The sequence below is a fragment of the Eisenbergiella massiliensis genome (assembly GCF_003435485.1).
Genome location: NZ_QVLV01000006.1, coordinates 152,889 through 169,182, shown reverse-complemented (window position 1 = coordinate 169,182; position 16,294 = coordinate 152,889). Strand labels below are relative to the sequence as shown.

Annotated in this window: 15 protein-coding genes; 4 read left to right on the top strand and 11 right to left on the bottom strand. The window is 50.0% G+C overall.

Translation table 11 applies throughout. From position 1 onward, the window contains the following. Nucleotides 1-63: 63 nt before the first annotated feature. From DXC51_RS10815 to DXC51_RS10800, 4 genes are all read right to left on the bottom strand, one after another. Nucleotides 64-2,157: a beta-galactosidase gene (locus DXC51_RS10815; RefSeq protein ID WP_117544528.1), complete on the bottom strand. Its 2,094-nt coding sequence runs from the start codon at nt 2,155-2,157 to the stop codon at nt 64-66. A gap of 375 nt (nt 2,158-2,532) precedes the next feature. Next, nucleotides 2,533-3,732 carry an MFS transporter gene (locus DXC51_RS10810; RefSeq protein ID WP_181970081.1) on the bottom strand — a complete coding sequence of 400 codons (1,200 nt, stop codon included), beginning with the start codon at nt 3,730-3,732 and terminating at the stop codon, nt 2,533-2,535. Between the two features lie 155 nt (nt 3,733-3,887). Continuing rightward, nucleotides 3,888-5,693, bottom strand: a complete 1,806-nt coding sequence (locus tag DXC51_RS10805) for an ABC transporter ATP-binding protein (RefSeq protein WP_181970080.1) — start codon at nt 5,691-5,693, stop codon at nt 3,888-3,890. Then, nucleotides 5,683-7,566: an ABC transporter ATP-binding protein gene (locus tag DXC51_RS10800; RefSeq protein ID WP_117544525.1), complete on the bottom strand. Its 1,884-nt coding sequence runs from the start codon at nt 7,564-7,566 to the stop codon at nt 5,683-5,685. The genes DXC51_RS10805 and DXC51_RS10800 overlap by 11 nt, the downstream gene beginning before the upstream one ends. A 171-nt stretch (nt 7,567-7,737) precedes the next feature. On the opposite strand from DXC51_RS10800, the gene DXC51_RS10795 reads away from it, so the two are divergent. The 4 genes from DXC51_RS10795 to DXC51_RS10780 all read left to right on the top strand — a co-directional run bounded on the left by DXC51_RS10795 (nt 7,738) and on the right by DXC51_RS10780 (nt 10,485). Further along, on the top strand, nt 7,738-8,496 hold the full coding sequence (locus DXC51_RS10795; RefSeq protein WP_117544524.1) for a LytR/AlgR family response regulator transcription factor: 759 nt from the start codon (nt 7,738-7,740) through the stop codon (nt 8,494-8,496). A gap of 41 nt (nt 8,497-8,537) precedes the next feature. Next, nucleotides 8,538-9,254 (top strand): sensor histidine kinase, encoded by a 717-nt coding sequence (locus tag DXC51_RS10790; protein WP_117544523.1) that lies wholly within the window; start codon nt 8,538-8,540, stop codon nt 9,252-9,254. A gap of 88 nt (nt 9,255-9,342) precedes the next feature. After that, a complete protein-coding gene (locus DXC51_RS10785; protein WP_117544522.1) occupies nt 9,343-9,876 on the top strand; it encodes a GNAT family N-acetyltransferase in 534 nt (177 codons plus the stop codon). After that, nucleotides 9,877-10,485: a CPBP family intramembrane glutamic endopeptidase gene (locus DXC51_RS10780; protein WP_117544521.1), complete on the top strand. Its 609-nt coding sequence runs from the start codon at nt 9,877-9,879 to the stop codon at nt 10,483-10,485. It abuts the gene before it with no gap. 74 nt (nt 10,486-10,559) lie between these two features. On the opposite strand, the gene DXC51_RS10775 is transcribed toward DXC51_RS10780, so the two are convergent. The 7 genes from DXC51_RS10775 to DXC51_RS10745 all read right to left on the bottom strand — a co-directional run bounded on the left by DXC51_RS10775 (nt 10,560) and on the right by DXC51_RS10745 (nt 16,227). Continuing rightward, a complete protein-coding gene (locus DXC51_RS10775) occupies nt 10,560-11,507 on the bottom strand; it encodes a hypothetical protein (protein WP_243003177.1) in 948 nt (315 codons plus the stop codon). A 109-nt stretch (nt 11,508-11,616) separates the two neighbouring features. Beyond that, nucleotides 11,617-12,474: a helix-turn-helix domain-containing protein gene (locus tag DXC51_RS10770; RefSeq protein WP_117544520.1), complete on the bottom strand. Its 858-nt coding sequence runs from the start codon at nt 12,472-12,474 to the stop codon at nt 11,617-11,619. 35 nt (nt 12,475-12,509) lie between these two features. Then, complete coding sequence (locus DXC51_RS10765; protein WP_117544519.1) at nt 12,510-12,935, bottom strand: GNAT family N-acetyltransferase; 426 nt, start codon at nt 12,933-12,935, stop codon at nt 12,510-12,512. A 221-nt stretch (nt 12,936-13,156) separates the two neighbouring features. Next, the gene (locus DXC51_RS10760; RefSeq protein ID WP_117544518.1) at nt 13,157-13,630 is read right to left on the bottom strand and encodes a MerR family transcriptional regulator; all 474 of its coding nucleotides are present in this window, start codon (nt 13,628-13,630) and stop codon (nt 13,157-13,159) included. Between the two features lie 14 nt (nt 13,631-13,644). Then, nucleotides 13,645-14,613, bottom strand: a complete 969-nt coding sequence (locus tag DXC51_RS10755) for an ABC transporter transmembrane domain-containing protein (RefSeq protein ID WP_117544517.1) — start codon at nt 14,611-14,613, stop codon at nt 13,645-13,647. Continuing rightward, nucleotides 14,594-15,250 carry an ATP-binding cassette domain-containing protein gene (locus tag DXC51_RS10750; protein WP_181970079.1) on the bottom strand — a complete coding sequence of 219 codons (657 nt, stop codon included), beginning with the start codon at nt 15,248-15,250 and terminating at the stop codon, nt 14,594-14,596. Before DXC51_RS10750 ends, DXC51_RS10755 begins: the two co-directional genes overlap by 20 nt. A gap of 20 nt (nt 15,251-15,270) precedes the next feature. After that, nucleotides 15,271-16,227, bottom strand: coding sequence for an ABC transporter transmembrane domain-containing protein (locus tag DXC51_RS10745; RefSeq protein ID WP_117544515.1), 957 nt, complete (start codon nt 16,225-16,227; stop codon nt 15,271-15,273). Nucleotides 16,228-16,294 lie beyond the last annotated feature (67 nt).

The following is a 16,294-nucleotide window of genomic DNA, read 5'->3' as shown; positions in this document are numbered from 1 at the left end:
TTCTGCGCTGAAAGCGCCCGTTAAAATACTGTTACATTTTTACGCCCGGAGCTGGCAGGCCCCTTAATAATGTATCGGTTCGATATCCTCAGGAACCCTGTCCCACGCAGCCTGTTCTCCGGCAGCCACCCGGTACATTCCTTCGTGGCATTCCCGCATGGCCTGTGTCATATCCGCATATTCCTGCATGCATACGTCTACCAGGCCGATCTGATAGTTTTCCCCGTCAAAACGGCCCAGGCAGCTCTGATCGTTGAGCTGGAAATAATGGGCTCCCAGGAAATACGGATTTGTCAGTCCCTGCTCCACATAATATCTGTAAGCGCAGCCTCTCTCCTTCTGTGTGGTAACACCGCGGATACCATGGGCTGTCAGCCCTTTATCCAGCGCCCCCTGATGGAATTCTCCCACCATAACCGGCTTATCCAGCCAGCCTGACACCTGCTCCACAGGCTCCAGCGGGGTAATCTGATAGCTGTTGATGGAAAACACGTCAAAATTCTCCGAACCGCATAGCAGGCTTTTATCCGTAATATATGCATAACGCATTCCCAGATTAAGATGGTTCTTGTCCACCTTGCGAAGCTCCCTTGCCGGAATCTCCACATATCTGGTTATCATCTCTTCAGAAAATGCCTGCAGATCCGCTGCCGCCCGTTCTGAGAGCGAAGCCGCCTTATAGATTCCCTTTTTCAGTTTCTCAAAGCTGTCCAGTTCCAGCCCCCATGCCTCATTAAAGGCGGAAACCTCCCCATAACGGCGCTCCAAACGTTCCACAAAAACATCCTTGCTCACTGTCTGCGCCGGATTGGCCAGCATTTCCTCCGCGATATTCAATCCGTAAACGAAAGCCCAGGCAGGCTCATTTCTCATAAAATATCCGATCAGATACGGATCCTGTGCAAAGGCCTCCAGCCCTTTCGCATATCTGACCGCCGATTCCTCATAGGCAGGTGAAAAGACATCCGGGAAATCCCGGAAAATAGCTTCCGGCGTATGCGGGAACCCCTCTTCGCAGAAAGCATCCATAGGGATTACATAAGGCATGCGTGCAAAACGGATAAACTCTCTGTTGGACCAGTTTCCAATGGTATTGACACCCCAGGAAAGCAGATAATGCTTTACAATCTTCATCCAGCTTTCCTTCCAGCCCTCACCGAAGGCCGCCTTCAGATTCTCCGTTCCGAAATTTAAGAAATCCTTTTTATCATGGGACATGGCAATCGTTCCAGGCCTGTATTCTGCGATTTCTTTGCAGCCCTTTGCAGCCTGTTCCCCAATGAAATCCCGCACCGGCCCCACCCGGGTTTCCACACCGGGATTAATACAGTCCAGTCCTGAAGAGAGGAAAGCATTTCCTTGCGGATCTACCAGCCAGAATCTGCCGTTTTCCCTTTCCGTATGGAACCATCCCGTCTTTTGGAAGGTCTTTCCCTTCCAGCCGCCGAATTCGTCCCAGTCCGGGAACGGGAAATGATCCCCACTGGTTTCCGCCTCCTCCAGCAATGCCCGAAGCCGCCTTGTACATTCCTCCCGGCCGGACAGCTTTCCCTCCCAGTCCTTCTGCGTCCACTGCCCCAGCTCGTCAATCAGCTGCTTCTTCTGCAGGCTGCAGTCAGGAAAGGCATCTGTGAAAAAGCATTTATCCGCAGCGAAATGGAAGGCCTCAAAGCCGGGCGCCGTCTGCAGCCGGATCTGTCCGATATCGCACAGCCTTACCGGCTTCCCGAAAATGCTCATCTTCAGGCGCCCCGGCGTACGCTCCGGAAATATCACCTGGCTGTCCAGTATCCGGAAATCAAAGGGCACCATCGTTTCCACCTGAGGAAGCAGCCCGAAAATAATGCGCATCTGAGGCTCCTGAGCCGGCGGTTGATGCCCTTCTTCCGCCGGATTCTCATAAAAAGAAAGCTGGAAGCACATGGAATGCTCTTCACATACCTCCGGCTTCAGGCAGAGATACGCAAAGTCCTCCAGCCGGACAGACCTGTCCTCCGCTCTGGAATACAACAGATAATCAAGCCCCTCCTCCGGACAGGTAAAACAGGCTCTTCCATCCTCCTGCCAGTTCATGCTTCCCCTGTACAGCCTGGACTGGTTCCATTCCAGTGTATGCCGGATTTCCCCTTCTCCGGCGTTCCTGCTGTCATAATTCATGATTTGACCCCCTTATCAGAGTTTAAAGTGAAATCGGTTTCACCCTCATTATAAAAGCAGGAAAACAGGATGTCAAATAGTAACTGTGAAGTTACTGTTCACTCAGTACTGTGCATTTACTGCACAGTACGTAAGAAAGTGATTCAAGAGTACATAAATCCCATCGCCGCAGGCGATTTTTAATGGATTTATGCAGTTACTGGTCACGGAGTGAACAGTAACACTGTGAAGAGAAGATACTAATCGAATAACAGCTGCAAAGCTAGTATTCAAAGATACTGAACCGCCAGGTTACAGGGCGGCCGCAGGCGGATCCGCGGCAGGAAGCCCGGCACCTGTGCCACTTTTTCCTTATTTCCTTATATCCTTATTTTCTTATTTCCGTTTCTGCAGTGCAGCACGCAGAGAGGGGAACAGTACCGGCGCTGCCGCCAGGAACGCCATAATTATGTAAGATGCGGTAAGTATATACATACACTGATCAATCGTATATATCTCCGCCACCCTTCCCAGCACATTGCTCCCCAGGGAATCCCCCAGGCTTCCGCATACGGAAAGCAGCGCCAGCTCAAGACCCTTTTGTTCCTTCCTGATATATCCGATTCTCTCCTTGGGCAGTCCTACGAAGGTACAGGAAATGGACACGCTGCATATCAGGAATACCAGCATGAAAATAAAAGGGGAAGGTGCTTTCACAAGAAAAAGGCCGCCCGCTGCCGTTATCAGCAGAAATATGACATTGAACCTCACCACGTTCACTTTATCCACTATCCGCCCTGCCAGCATATAGGTAGGGGCGCTGACAAGCTCGTCCATGGACATGAGAATCCCCACCTTGGCAGGAGAAAAGAGCAGCACATTGTAGCAGTACATCGGTATGATAAAGCTCCACATAGGCCCTGCCACAAAGGACTGGATGAATACCAGAAGGCAGAAAACCAGTATCCTTTTATTGATTGACTTGAATATCTGCCAGACAGGCAGTCGTTCTTTACTGACCGTTTCGCTGCCTTTCAGCCCCGCGGCGGCCCAGACAGAGGAGGCCATCAGCAAAAAACTGCATATATACAGCGCATATTCCCCTTCCCGGAACTGATAGAGCAGGCCGGAGATCATGCCGCCTACGCTGGCAAGCAGGGAGGATACGCTCTGTACGGCGCCGTATATCTTCCCATAGCCGCCTCCGTCAGCCATTTCCATCACATAGGAGCCGCTTACCGCCAGGAAAATCCCCCGGAAAATGCCCAGAGCCGCCATCAATATGGTAAAAGCCGCAAGCTCGTCCGCCCTTGCCAGAAGCGCGGATACCACTGCAAGGCCGGCAAGTGAGGAAAGAATGAATTTCTTCGTTCCCAGGATATCGGAAAGATGGCCGATGACAAGCTTGATTACCATCAGGCCTATGGCCACGGCGGACATAGCGCTTCCTATCCTGCCGTAGCTTTGCCCATGATCCGACATTCTCAGCGGAATCACCGTCATCACCACATTGTAGCCGAAAGAAATCAGCCCTGAAATAAGTGTAAACCCAATAAATTCCCTGTCTATCTTCCTGCCGGTCTTCTTCTCATGCATCCTGCCGCCTCCATCGAACATTTGTTCTATTACCATAATATAGCACATACGTTCTCATTATGCAAGGCTGAAATAAACTGTCCGTAAGCAGCATGAATTATCGGGAATGTATTTCCGATTTAAAAATTTTCCTGCAGCCGGCACGTATTTTCCGTTCAGCAGTACCGGCCGGCCTGCGCATTCCACATTTGTGCATACTTGCCGTTTCCGGCCAGCAGCTGGCTGTGAGTGCCCTGCTCCACAATCCTTCCGTCCTCCATCATATAAATGCAGTCGGCATCCCTGGTGGTGGACAGACGGTGGGAGATGAAAACTACCGTTTTATCCGCGGCGATTTCACGCAGCGCCTTATTTAACTGGTATTCCGCCATAGGGTCCAGGGCGCTGGAGGGTTCATCCATAATGATAAGATCATTTTTCCGGTATAAGGCCCTGGCAATCGCCACCTTCTGGCTCTCGCCGCCGGACAGGTTCACACCGTCCTTTTCAAATTCCGTAGTAAGCGGCGTCTCCGTCTGGTACTTTAATTTTCTGTCGGTGAGGGTAAAACGTGCGTCATATAACGATTTTTCCACCTCATAGGTTTCCTTTTTATCCATGGCACACAGGTCCATCACCACATTCTCCCGAAGCGATGCCGCATAGATTTTATAATCCTGAAAAACTGCGCCGATCTGTGATCGGTAACCGGCTAAATCAAGACTGCGGATATCCTCGTTGTTGCGAGTAATTTCGCCGCTGTCCGGATCGTACAGCCGCATAATCAGCTTGATCAATGTGGATTTTCCGGCTCCGTTGTATCCCACCAGCGCGATTTTCTGTCCCCTCCGGATCTCCATGTTAATGTCCTTAAGCACCTGCCCTCCTCCCTGGGAATAGGAAAAATCAACATGTGACAGCCGCAGGCTCTCCCAGGCATCCTTCACGGGAATACTGCCGCTTTTTATCTGCGGGCGGTACTCCAGAAACTTCCTTATTTTTTCTATAAATACACTGTTCAGTCTCATTTTGGGATACATTCCCGCCAGCTGGCTGCAGCAGCTGCTAAGGCTTCTGACCGCATAGAACAGAATGACCATTTCACTGACGGAGACACGCTTTTCCACAGTCATCTTCCACAGAAGCCATGCGGCATACACCCCATAAACCAGAAACTCTCCTGCGATAAAGTCCTTGAGGAAGCCCAAAAGCCAGAGCCGTCTGCCATATTTCATGCTGGTCTGACGGATATCCCTGCTGCATTCATAAAAATCCTTCAATAATAAATCCTTCACCCTTTCATGCAGCCGCAGTTCTTTTGCGTAATCCAGGAGGTAAAAAACTCTGTGGCTGTAGGCTCTTCTGCGCTCCGCCGGATTTATTTCCAGCCGCAGCCTGGCCTGCAGGGCATAATACAGTTTTCCTGACAACAACGTAATTGCCAGCCCGGCCCCGGCTATCAGAAGCCCTTCGCCGCTGTTGCCGCAGAGGAAAAGGAAGAATATCACAGCCCCCGTCATCCGCCGGAAAAAGGTATAGACATCCTCCAGGAACCGATCTACGCAGCGGTCTGCTTCCGTGGTTGATAAAATAAATTCGTTATAGAAAGCCGGGTTATCATAGCAGGCAAGATCCATCTGCCTGGCCTTTTCATAAATTTCTTCCCTGAGCTTCTGATACAGCAGCGGCTTCAGCTTTACGGAAGACCACTGATTATAAACCGCATCCGTCAGCTGATGGAAAATGAACAGAATAAATATAAGCAACGTTGATACCGCCAGCTTTGAAAAGGGCATCCCTTCCTCCACCGCCCGCAGGTTATAGCCAATCCACCAGGTATGCTCCAGAAAAATAAAGGCTTCCACTTTGATTGAGCCCAATACATGTATGAGGAAATGTCCCGGCGATGCTTTGAAGCAGAACCGGAAAAAATAAAGCTGCCTTTCAAGGGCTTCCTTCATGGTAATTTTTTTATCTTCCACCTTCTGCCGCCTCCTTTCCTCCACTGAGATGCTCTGTAAAAATACTCCCCCCAGCCCAATCCTCTTCTTCCCAGACCGCCTGGTAATTTCTGGCCTGCATACGGTACAGGGCGGCATATTCCCCGTTTCTGCGCATCAGCTCCAGATGGCTTCCCTCCTCCATCAGATGCCCGCCGCCAAGAAGCAGTATCTGATCCGCATTCTGAACGGAGGAAAGCCTGTGGGATATAAATACGAGCAGCTTATCCTGCTTTGCCCTGCTGATGCTTTGAAACAGCTCATATTCCGCAATCGGGTCAAGGGCGCTGGAGGGTTCGTCAAACACCATAACCGGGGAGTCCTGTACGAACGCTCTTGCTGCAATGATTTTCTGGGCCTGCCCGCCGGACAGCACGGCGCCGTCCTCCGTAAATTCCTTTGTCAGCACTGTATCTAGCCCACAGGTAAGCGCTTCTATTGTTTTGTCGGTTCCGGCCAGCTTAAGCGCCTGCCAAATCCTTTCCTCCGAAATTTTTTCCCCCATGCTGACGTTGTCTCTCACAGATCGCGCCAGGATTTTCCCATCCTGAAACGCGATGGCAAACAGGCGGCGGTAGGAACGCAGGTTGTATTCCCGGATATCCCGGCCATTGACCAGTATCCTGCCCTCCGTCGGGTCATACAGGCGTAAAAGCAGCTTGATCAGCGTAGTTTTCCCGGCGCCGTTATAGCCTGCAATGGCACAGGTTACCCCTGCCTGAATCGTAAAGCTCACCCGCTTGAGCACCGGTCCGCCGGTACGATAGGAAAAGCTCACATTCTGAAATTCAATCCGTTCCACCCTTTCCGGCGCGGGCACGCCGTCCGAATCCTCCGGCATTCCCGGCTCGTATTCCATGAAGGCGCGCAGATTGGCTATGTACATCCCCTGTTTAAAGCTGTCGGTGAGGGAATTGGAATAGCCGATCAGAATCCAGCTGACCGCCACCATAAGGCTGCTCAGTACGGAATATTCCGAAAGCTTCATGGTTCCCGCCACCATTGTCCGGTATGCGCCGTAAAAAATAACTCCCTCAAACATGATGGTAAAAGTAAAATACAGATAACCCCATCCATTTAAAATACTGCGCAGGGCATATTTATCAATAACCTTTGTCATTCCTTCCACAGACTCCCGGTGTTTTTTCTGCATGACATGAAAAATACCGGTAAGGCGGATTTCCTTCGCATAGTCGGACAGGTGGACCACCCGGTTGACATAATCTGCAATCCTTTTGAAAATAGCTGATTCCTCATACATCCGGTAGGAAATACGGTTCAACGCCGCCGCAAACACAAAATTCCCGATAACAGGGCCGAGCACGAATAAAATTGCCCATTTGTCCAAAGAAAACAGCATCACCCAGGACACCGCAACCGCAGCCGTCCCAAACACGATCTGCCAGATATTGTCCACCATCTGCAGTAGCCTTTTATCCGTATCCTCCATAGCCAGAAGATAACGGTTGTAAAATTCACTGTCCTCAAAACAGGCCAGCTCCATATTGCAGACCTTTTCATACAGCCTCCGGTACAGCCCCTGATAGACATCCACGTCAGCCAGCGGCTTCAGACGTTCCTCATACCAGTTTTCAAACAGGCTCAGGAAAAAGAACAGGCCTATCGTCCCTGCCAGGAATCCTAAAATCTCCGGGTAGCTTCTGTTTTCCTCCAGCATGGAAACAAGCTTTTTCAAAAAAAAGCCGCTGAAAAACAGCCAGGAAAAATAGCCTGAAAGACAGACCAGCCCGGAACACAGAACCCGGCCGGGACACAGCTCCATGGCAAGCTTGAGCATATAAAAATTGTTTTTTACCGCTGTTTTTATGTTGTATTTTTTATTTGGGATTTTCAACGGTACATCCTCCTTCGCCGCTTTGTTATATGGTAAGGCTATTATATCTGATTCTTTCCTGCTGCGGATGCAGTTTCCCCGAACAGGGGCACTTTGTCCTTAAACTGTCCTTGCCGGAAGCTGCGCAGATGACCTATAATAAACACAGGAAATCAGAAAGGAGCCATTTTCATGCTTCAGGTAGGACTTTGCGACGATGAACCGGTACTGCTGGATACGCTGGAGGAAAAGGTGCGCAGGTGTTTTTCGGAAAACTTAATTTTTGCTGAAATACAGGCATTTACCGGCGGCCAAAACCTTCTGTATGAAGCGGAGGACGGGAAAAGGTTCGATCTCCTCCTTCTGGATATTGAAATGCCCGGCATGGACGGCCTTGAGCTGGCCTCCCGCCTCAGGCAGCTGCTTCCGGACGCCCTCCTGATCTTCATTACCTCCCATGTGGAATTTGCGCTGGACGCCTATGAGCTGTCCACCTTCCGCTATATACCTAAAAATAATATGGATGGCCGCCTGGAGCACGCGCTTCTGGACGCGGCCGCCGCCATACAGCTTCAGCAGTCCCAGTCCTATATTATCAGCAATCAGAACAGGCTGGAACGCATCCCGCTGAAAAATCTTCTCTATATCCAACATGTGGAAAAGAATTCCCTGCTTGTCACGGATCTGCCAGCCCCGGAAAATACCGGGAAAAGCGGCGGCGCGGAGCACACGGAATTCAAGGTAAGGAAAACCCTCCAGGAAATCTACGAGGAATTAAATCCTGATGATTTCCTGTTTATCGACAGAGGCTTCATCGTCAATCTCTCCCATGTCATGAGCGTAAAGGCCGGCGGCTGCATCCTCAGGGACGGCACCAGGCTTCCGGTCAGCCAGGCGAGGATGCCCGTGCTGAAAGAGCATCTGCTCAGCTTCTGGAAACAGCACATTTAACGCACGAATCCACAGACACAGCATAAGGACGGCGGAAAAGAATGAAAATGAGAAAAACGGAACTGCTGAAGGAAGCGGAGGAAAAGAACCGGCTTCTGCACCGGCAATATGAAATACTTCAGAAAAATTATGCGGCGAACGCCCAGCTTTTTCACGACATGAACCATCATCTGCAGGTTATCTACCACCTGGCGGAAAGAGGGGAAAACGAAAAAATCCGGGCTTATATCGCCCATGCGGCGCGCCCGGTACAGGAGCTGTCCGGCTGCGTCTGGACCGGCGTGGATATTGTGGACGCTATTATTAACCAGAAAAAACAGCTGGCCGAGGAAAAAGGATATACAATGGATATCAACGCCCAGCTTCCTTATAATACAGGAATCGCTTCCGACGATTTCTGCACCATCCTCTCCAATCTGCTGGACAACTGTCTGGAAGCCATGGACCGGAAACGCAGACAGCGCGGGGAACAGCCTCCGGAGGGCGCAATTCAGCTCACCCTGAGGCGGATTAATCATTTTATCCTGATTCAGGCCAGCAATCCCTGTCCCGATATCCGGATAAAAAGAAAGGGCTTTTTTCCTACTTCCAAGAAAAATAAGCTTTTACATGGCTGGGGGCTGAAAAGTGTGGAGGCGGCTGTCCGAAAATACGAAGGGACTTTTCATTGCGAGGTATCAGAAGGAAGGTTTACGGCATCAGCCATGCTGTTTTTTCCGGAAACGAATGGAAAAGCTGAGAGCCTTATGAAAAAATAAGGTAACTGTTCAGCAGGTCAGGTTTTCCCTGCAAGCCGGGAAAGGCAGGGCTGCTGTTGTTTTATAGTTGAATTTGCGGAGGTGTCATATGGTAAACCCCCAATTTTTAATAGAAACAAAACGTCTTATCATCAGGGAAATGCAGCAATCCGATTATGATGCATTGTGCAGGATATTATGTGATGAAGAGGTGATGAGTGCTGCTTATGAAAGTGCATTCAGCCCGGAGGAAGCACAAAATTGGTTGAACAGACATTTAAAAAGATATGAAGATTATGGTTTTGGGCTTTGGGCTGTTGTATTAAAAGAAACAAATGCGATGATTGGGCAGTGCGGCCTGACACTACAGCCCTGGAAAGGCAAAGAACTTTTAGAAATAGGGTATTTGTTTCAGAAGGCGTACTGGCATAAAGGTTATGCAACGGAAGCGGCAATCGCGTGCAGGGAATATGCGTTCACAGTCCTTAATGCGGACAGCGTCTGCTCTATGATTCGGGACACACATATAGCTTCTCAAAATGTCGCTGTCCGGAATGGGATGAAAATTATTGATAAAACTACTAAGAATTTCAGGAATACAGAAATGGAATTTTTTCTGTATTCTGTAGATCGGGCAAAATGAATGAAGCTTTTATCCATGCTGTCCGAGGTTATTTTCCAGGTCATTATTTTTTCTCTCCTTCCCTTCCTCTGGTGGTTTTTCACGGCCCGCAGAAAGGAGAGCTTCTTTTCATGGATTGGGTTAAAGGCAGTCAAAGGAAGCTGGCCGAAGGTTATCGGCGGCATCCTCTTCTTTTTCCTTCTCTGCCTGGTTTCACAGCTTTGGTGGATCCCTCACCTGCTGCCTGCCGGGGCAACAGTACAAAGCTCCTACGCCGGAATGGGCTGGAGCGCATTTCCCTCTGCTTTTCTTTTCGGAATCATCCAGACCGGACTCTCCGAGGAAATTCTCTTCCGCGGCTTCCTCGCCAAAAGGCTTATCAGCCGCTTCGGCTTTGCCACGGGCAATCTGCTGCAGGGACTGGTATTCGGCCTCCTGCACGGAGCCATGTTTTTTCTGGTGACCACACCGCTGAAAGCGCTCATAATTACGCTGATTACTGGCTTCAGCGGCTGGCTTCTCGGATGGATGGCAGAAAAAGCAGCAGGCGGCTCCATCCTTCCCGGATGGATGGTTCACGGAGTCGGGAATCTGCTGCTCTCTATGGCAGAGGCATTCGGATTACTGTGACAGACAGGGCGGCAAAGTGATATATACATATCTCCCATGCATCACTTTGCCGCCCTGTACCGCCTGTTTATATGTTATCTGCCCTGTCCCGTTTCCAGGCGGCCGAAGTTTTTCAGCAGCACAAGCTTGTCCACTGCGGCGGCCGCCTTCCACCAGTTTTCACTGATGGCAAATTCCTTCGCATATTTTTCATTGTTATCAAACCAGGTCCATGTAATTCCCCAGACACCGTTCTCCGGCAGGGTCTGCTCCAGGTAGTCCAGCTCCTTTTCAACGATTTCTTTGTTATCCTCATAGCAGGCGCTCTGCGGCCCGATGATGTAGTTGGAGGGGCGGACACCGTAGTAAGCCCATTTGGAGACATCTGTTTCTATGGAATTTTTCACCAGGATTTTTATTTTTTCCCAAAAGGCATCGTAATCATAGTCTCCATACTTAAGCTCCTTCAGCGTTTCAACCATCCCCATAAATCCGGCGATGCCCATATCCCCGAAATTCTCACAGTCCTGAAAGCCGGTAAGCAGCTGATTTGTTATTTTTTCCGTCTTCCTGTACAGTTCGGATCCGGGATCCATATATTTCAGGATAAACGTCGCAATGTCGCAGGTGGGGCCGATGCTTTCCACAAGATTCCTCTCTTCATCATACTGCCACCAGGGCGCATGGGGGAAATTATCATTTGTGGGAATGCAGAAGCGCCAGCCGTAATCCATCAGATCCTTTTCGCTGTACAGATACCTGAAAATCCCCTGGCAGACGGGGTGTTCCATATCCGTAAAACCTATATTCCTCAATATACGGATCGCCATGGAGGTCTGATAAGGGTTGGAATCAGGGTTCCAGTTATCGGCATCCAGGGCATATCCAAAGCCGCCGTCCTCATTCTGGTACCAGGAAAGGGCGTCCGCCACGTCCCGGCGGCTCCCGTTTTCAAAAAAATAATTCCAGAGACTCAGCTCCACCTCCCTGGCGTTTCTGTGCATCCAGTACTTAATTTCCGTCAGTTTATTCAATGCTATCAAAGGGGTATCCTCCTGCTTTTTTCGGCTATTATACCATGGACATCGCGGCAGGTATTGTAAATTTACGACATGTCAGCCGGTATTGTAAATTTGCGGCATGGCGGCACCCTCATTTTCCCCCGGTGAACTGACTGCGCGCATACCGCCTGGCCTCCTCCGGCCGCATGGTGTGATATTTTTTAAATTCATGAAGAAGGTGGGACTGATCGGAAAAGCCGTAACGCCGGACAGCCTCCATCACATCAAAGGCCGGAGCGGTCAACAGTTCATTCCACAGGTTCTGGTAGCGCACCAGCGAGGCAAACTGTTTGGGAGAGATCCCCATATATTCCCGGAACACCCGTTCCAGCTGCCGATTGCTGATAAATACCTGATCCGCAAGTCCGGCAGTTTTCAGATTTCCTTTCTGCTTCAGGGTATGGTAAACCGCCGTCTCCAGATAGGTATTGTGCCGCTTTTCATTCAGCTGCTTAAGAAGGATTTTTTCCGCCGCCCTGGAACGCCCCTCCAGGGTTGGGATATCGAACAGAAGCGGTTCAACGGCCTTTTGGATCCCGGCATAATGCCGGCGGACGTCAAACACGTTATTCTTCACCTCCACCATGGAGTCCCCGGAAAAAAGGACCGCGCTCCAGGCGAAAAAACGGATGCCGAAGGTGGAGCGGATTTCCGGTCTACCGCTCTCCTTCGGCAGTCCTGCAGAATAAAAAGCTTCATTATTAATGCCAACGAATTTGCCGGATATATTATTGTTGGTGTGGCTTACCTGAAAAATAATATCCATGCAGGTGTCGGGAACAATCAGCCCTTCCTGTATTATCCCAGTGTCTGCCAGAGGACTGTCTGTTCCCCAGAAGCATTTTACGTAGGGTTGAAGCCCACCGCAGGGCGGAATTTCCCTGTAGCCTTCGCCACTTCTGTATGGCGCCGCTGTATGGGGCTGATACATTTGATAAAACCGGTTCATACAGACTCCTTCCGTAAAAGCCTTTCCGCAGCGGGTTATTCAGAAGCTGTGATTCCTTTTCTCATACCTGCGCCGCATCCATCGTTGGGAAGTCTTGTAAATCCCAGTTTTTCATAAAAAGGTTCTTTGCCCTTGCGGGCTGTCAGGCCAATGGAAGCCCAGGGAGCGGTCAGGCTGCCCTGCACATGGCTGATGAGCCTTTCCACAATGGCGCTGCCAATGCCTTTTCTCTGGTATTCGGGAAGCACGGCCACATCCTGGATATACCAGTACATGCTGCCGTCTCCTACGAGACGCCCCATGCCTATCAGCTTTTCCTCATGATAGGCTGATACTGTAAAAAGTCCGTTTTCCAGGGCTTTTTCCGCCTGCGCATATGGGACCTCCATGAAGCCCGCGTCAACGCGGAGACGGATGAATTCTTCCGGGGTCAGGGTGTTTTCTTTGAGTTCGATATTCATTTTGTATCGGAACCTCCTTTAAGATGAGTAGTGACAGCTTCTGTTACAGGGTTATCATACCTTATTTGACGGACTTTCGCAAATCCGGATTATGGCTGGCAGTTCTTCCGGGCATACCATATATCACGGCCGTTTATTGTAAAATTCCTTTTCCATCCGGCAGGCAGAATTCACCGCCTGTCACATGATGCCTGTGAATGTTGTTTTTCCCATTCCGGTCACTAAAGCCAGATTGCCTCACTTATAGCGCTCTGTGCGGCCGTATCCTCCACACAGACCATTTTCACCAGATACCAGGCGCGTTCCTCCTCCGTCATCTCAGACATTTCTGCGGTATCCCGGCTGCCGGACAGCCTTTGTATTATGCTGTCAAGCTCTGAAATTTTATTTTCCGCAGCACTGATGCTCTCCTTCCAGCGCATTTTTTTCTGCAGCAGGCATTCTGCCAGCCTCCTGCTATCCATCCCTTTCCCCTGCATAATTTCCCGGATCTCATTCAGAGAAAAACCAAGCCCCTTCAGTTCAATTAATGCATTCAGCTGCTGCACCTGATCCGCAGTGTAATAGCGATAGCCGGTCTGCTTATCTATCCTCGCAGGCCGAATGATCCCCTTTTTCTCATAAATGCGGACAGCCTTCACCGATACATTAAAAAATGCCGCGATTTCGCCGATTTTCATTAAATGCTCTTCCATCCGTCTCTCCTTTGTCAATTCTCCTTCGAGCTATTTCCCATATCTATGGTTTCATTCACCCGCCGTATTCCTGCCATTCCTTCCTTCATCGAAACAATGCAGGCAATCAGCATAAAAATTCCCTTCAAAAAGCCTCCCCGGTACTGCATGAGCGCGGTCAGCCCTCCGAAATCCAGCCGCCCGGCGGCAATCAGGCCGGAACCCACATACAATAACAGCAGGTATCCGCCAAGGCTGAAAAGGGGAACCATCGCATTTCCCAGCGCTTTTCTGAAATGTATTTTGAAATTATTCCTCATCAGCGCCCTGCTGCTCTTCTGAAAACGCCTCCCTAAAAAACCACAGGCATCATATAATTTGGCAGTATCCGCACAGACAATGAACAGATTCATATCCGATAAATTCTCCGCTGCCGCCTCCTGCGACCGTTTTCTGAGTGCTGCCGCCTTACGGGCGACAAGCATTTGATTCAGCCATACATGAGGCAATACGGACAGCACCACAAGAAGCGCCGCATTCCAGTTCACATACAGCAGAAGAAAAAAAGAAACCGTTATGCTTACCAAAGCGTTGGCGGCATGTGGAAACTGCATCGGCTTGTGCAGTCCCAGCCTGACATCACCGTTAATTCTGGTCTGCCACTCTCCATAGCTCAATGCTTCCATCTTTTCCATGGAAAGCTGAAGCATGCTATGAAACAGTTTTTCCCTGACCCTGGCCTCCGTCCGCACTGAAAAACCCGCATACCGGCTCCATACGGTTCCATTATAGAGAAACAGCAGACAGGCCGCAATCCCAAAACGAATACAGGCATCGGACAGCATTGCCATATCGCTGCAGGAAACCGCCCGGAACGCACGTTCAAAAAATATCGCCTGCACCAGCATATATACCGTATCAAAGGGGCTTCTTAAAATAACAAGCACTGCAAATACCCCCGTGCCTCCGACAGCCGCAAGCAATTTACGCATTTGTCTGATCATAAAGCCTGCCTCCCTCCAGCCTCCATATTTTAGAACAGGCCTTTAAAACCTCCGGCCTGTGGGCTACATGAACCACGGTTTTTCCTCTCGTGATTTCCTCCAGATTAGAAAGCAGATCCCCGGATGTATCCCCGTCCAATGCCGAGGTTGCCTCATCCAGCAGAAAAACCGGGACGTCCCTGGCAATGGCTCTTGCGATGGCAATCCGCTGGGCCTGTCCCCCTGATACGCCCAGGCCCCGTTCACCCACAAAAGTATCCAGGCCCTCCGGCATAGTCTTAAGCCATTCCGTAAGCCTGGCCGCTTCACAGGCGGAACGTATTTTATCCTCGCTCATTTCATGCCCGCAGGAAATATTTTCACGGACCGTTGCCGGAAACAGGCCGGGATTCTGCATAACAACGGATACCCTGGTTCGGATTTGATCCGCCTCAGTTTCCCCCTCCACCATAAGCTTTCCCTGCTGCACCCGGTAAAGGCCTGAAATCAGTTTAAGCAGCGTACTCTTACCACAGCCGCTCGTACCAACGATGCCGATATGTTCTCCTTTTTGTACTGAAAAATTTATCTCCCTGAGCACCTGGCTGCCATGGTATCCAAAGGATACGTTTTCCAACCGGATTGCTGCAGCTTCCATATCGCTTTCCCCCTGTATTTTCATAAATTATTGAAGATGTCCGGATCCATAGATATATGAGGCTCCAGCCGTTCCATATGCGCTTTAAATTTCCGGAAGGCTGCGATATGCCCCGGCATGTTCATCATAATACCAGTTACATTTCCCGATAAATTCAGGAACAAATACAGTGTTCCTGTTGTTATAACCTGTTTTTGTGTAAGATATCCGCCCAATAGAAGAAGTAAAAGGACAGGGATGCTGGATAAAAGGGCGGACAGAGACATCAATTCCGCTGCTGTTTTTTCCCGTTTTTCCGCCGCCTGCCCCCATATCCTGTTTTCCTCACGGAACCTCTCCCACAGAAGCCCGGCGGCATCATAGATGCGTATTATAGGAAAAAGAGTTAAAATAATATCCACATATCCGTCCATTTTCTTTCTCGCCTCCTGCTCCTGCTGCGTAAGGCGGCCTATTATTTTGCTGGAATAAAATACATAGGCCACAATGCCTGCCACAGGCAGGTAGGCTCCGGCCGTCAATAGGGGACAGACGGACAAAAGAAGGATTAAGGTACCGGCAAACCTGACCGCATCTCCTGCCAGCTTTACCATATTTTCAGTCATGTAATCCGATACTTCCCCGATTTCATTCTGAAATCCGGATACCTCCTCTCCTGCATTTATCTGTTCCAGCTCCGGCAGGCTCATTTCCGCCAGTCTGCCGGCAAATCCCATGCGTAAATCATGTGTCATCACCTCACAGGAGAGGCCGGAAATGCTTTCGGACAATAAAGAAAATATGCTGATAGCTGCTATCAGCATAAGCGCCCTTACCACCATATTCCCCGGGATTACCTGCCCTTTGCTCACTGAATCGATGATATGGCGAAGCTGGATATTCCAGAGCAGGGTCCACAGTACGGACAGGATGTTCAGGAGGACGGCTGTTGATATGAGGTATTTTCTTTTATGGAGCAGGGTTTTTAACAGATGCATTTGTTTTTCTCCCGGGTGTTTATAGGACTGAGTATAGGGGGTGCCCCGGGGGCAGAGTCAATATTAT

Excerpts from the sequence above, each read along its gene's own strand:
- DXC51_RS10745 (WP_117544515.1), bottom strand. The coding sequence starts at position 16,227 with ATGCATCTGTTAAAAACCCTGCTCCATAAAAGAAAATACCTCATATCA.
- DXC51_RS10755 (WP_117544517.1), bottom strand. The coding sequence starts at position 14,613 with ATGATCAGACAAATGCGTAAATTGCTTGCGGCTGTCGGAGGCACGGGG.
- DXC51_RS10795 (WP_117544524.1), top strand. The coding sequence starts at position 7,738 with ATGCTTCAGGTAGGACTTTGCGACGATGAACCGGTACTGCTGGATACG.
- DXC51_RS10770 (WP_117544520.1), bottom strand. The coding sequence starts at position 12,474 with ATGAACCGGTTTTATCAAATGTATCAGCCCCATACAGCGGCGCCATAC.
- DXC51_RS10765 (WP_117544519.1), bottom strand. The coding sequence starts at position 12,935 with ATGAATATCGAACTCAAAGAAAACACCCTGACCCCGGAAGAATTCATC.
- DXC51_RS10750 (WP_181970079.1), bottom strand. The coding sequence starts at position 15,250 with ATGGAAGCTGCAGCAATCCGGTTGGAAAACGTATCCTTTGGATACCAT.
- DXC51_RS10780 (WP_117544521.1), top strand. The coding sequence starts at position 9,877 with ATGAAGCTTTTATCCATGCTGTCCGAGGTTATTTTCCAGGTCATTATT.
- DXC51_RS10785 (WP_117544522.1), top strand. The coding sequence starts at position 9,343 with ATGGTAAACCCCCAATTTTTAATAGAAACAAAACGTCTTATCATCAGG.
- DXC51_RS10810 (WP_181970081.1), bottom strand. The coding sequence starts at position 3,732 with ATGCATGAGAAGAAGACCGGCAGGAAGATAGACAGGGAATTTATTGGG.
- DXC51_RS10815 (WP_117544528.1), bottom strand. The coding sequence starts at position 2,157 with ATGAATTATGACAGCAGGAACGCCGGAGAAGGGGAAATCCGGCATACA.
- DXC51_RS10760 (WP_117544518.1), bottom strand. The coding sequence starts at position 13,630 with ATGGAAGAGCATTTAATGAAAATCGGCGAAATCGCGGCATTTTTTAAT.
- DXC51_RS10790 (WP_117544523.1), top strand. The coding sequence starts at position 8,538 with ATGAAAATGAGAAAAACGGAACTGCTGAAGGAAGCGGAGGAAAAGAAC.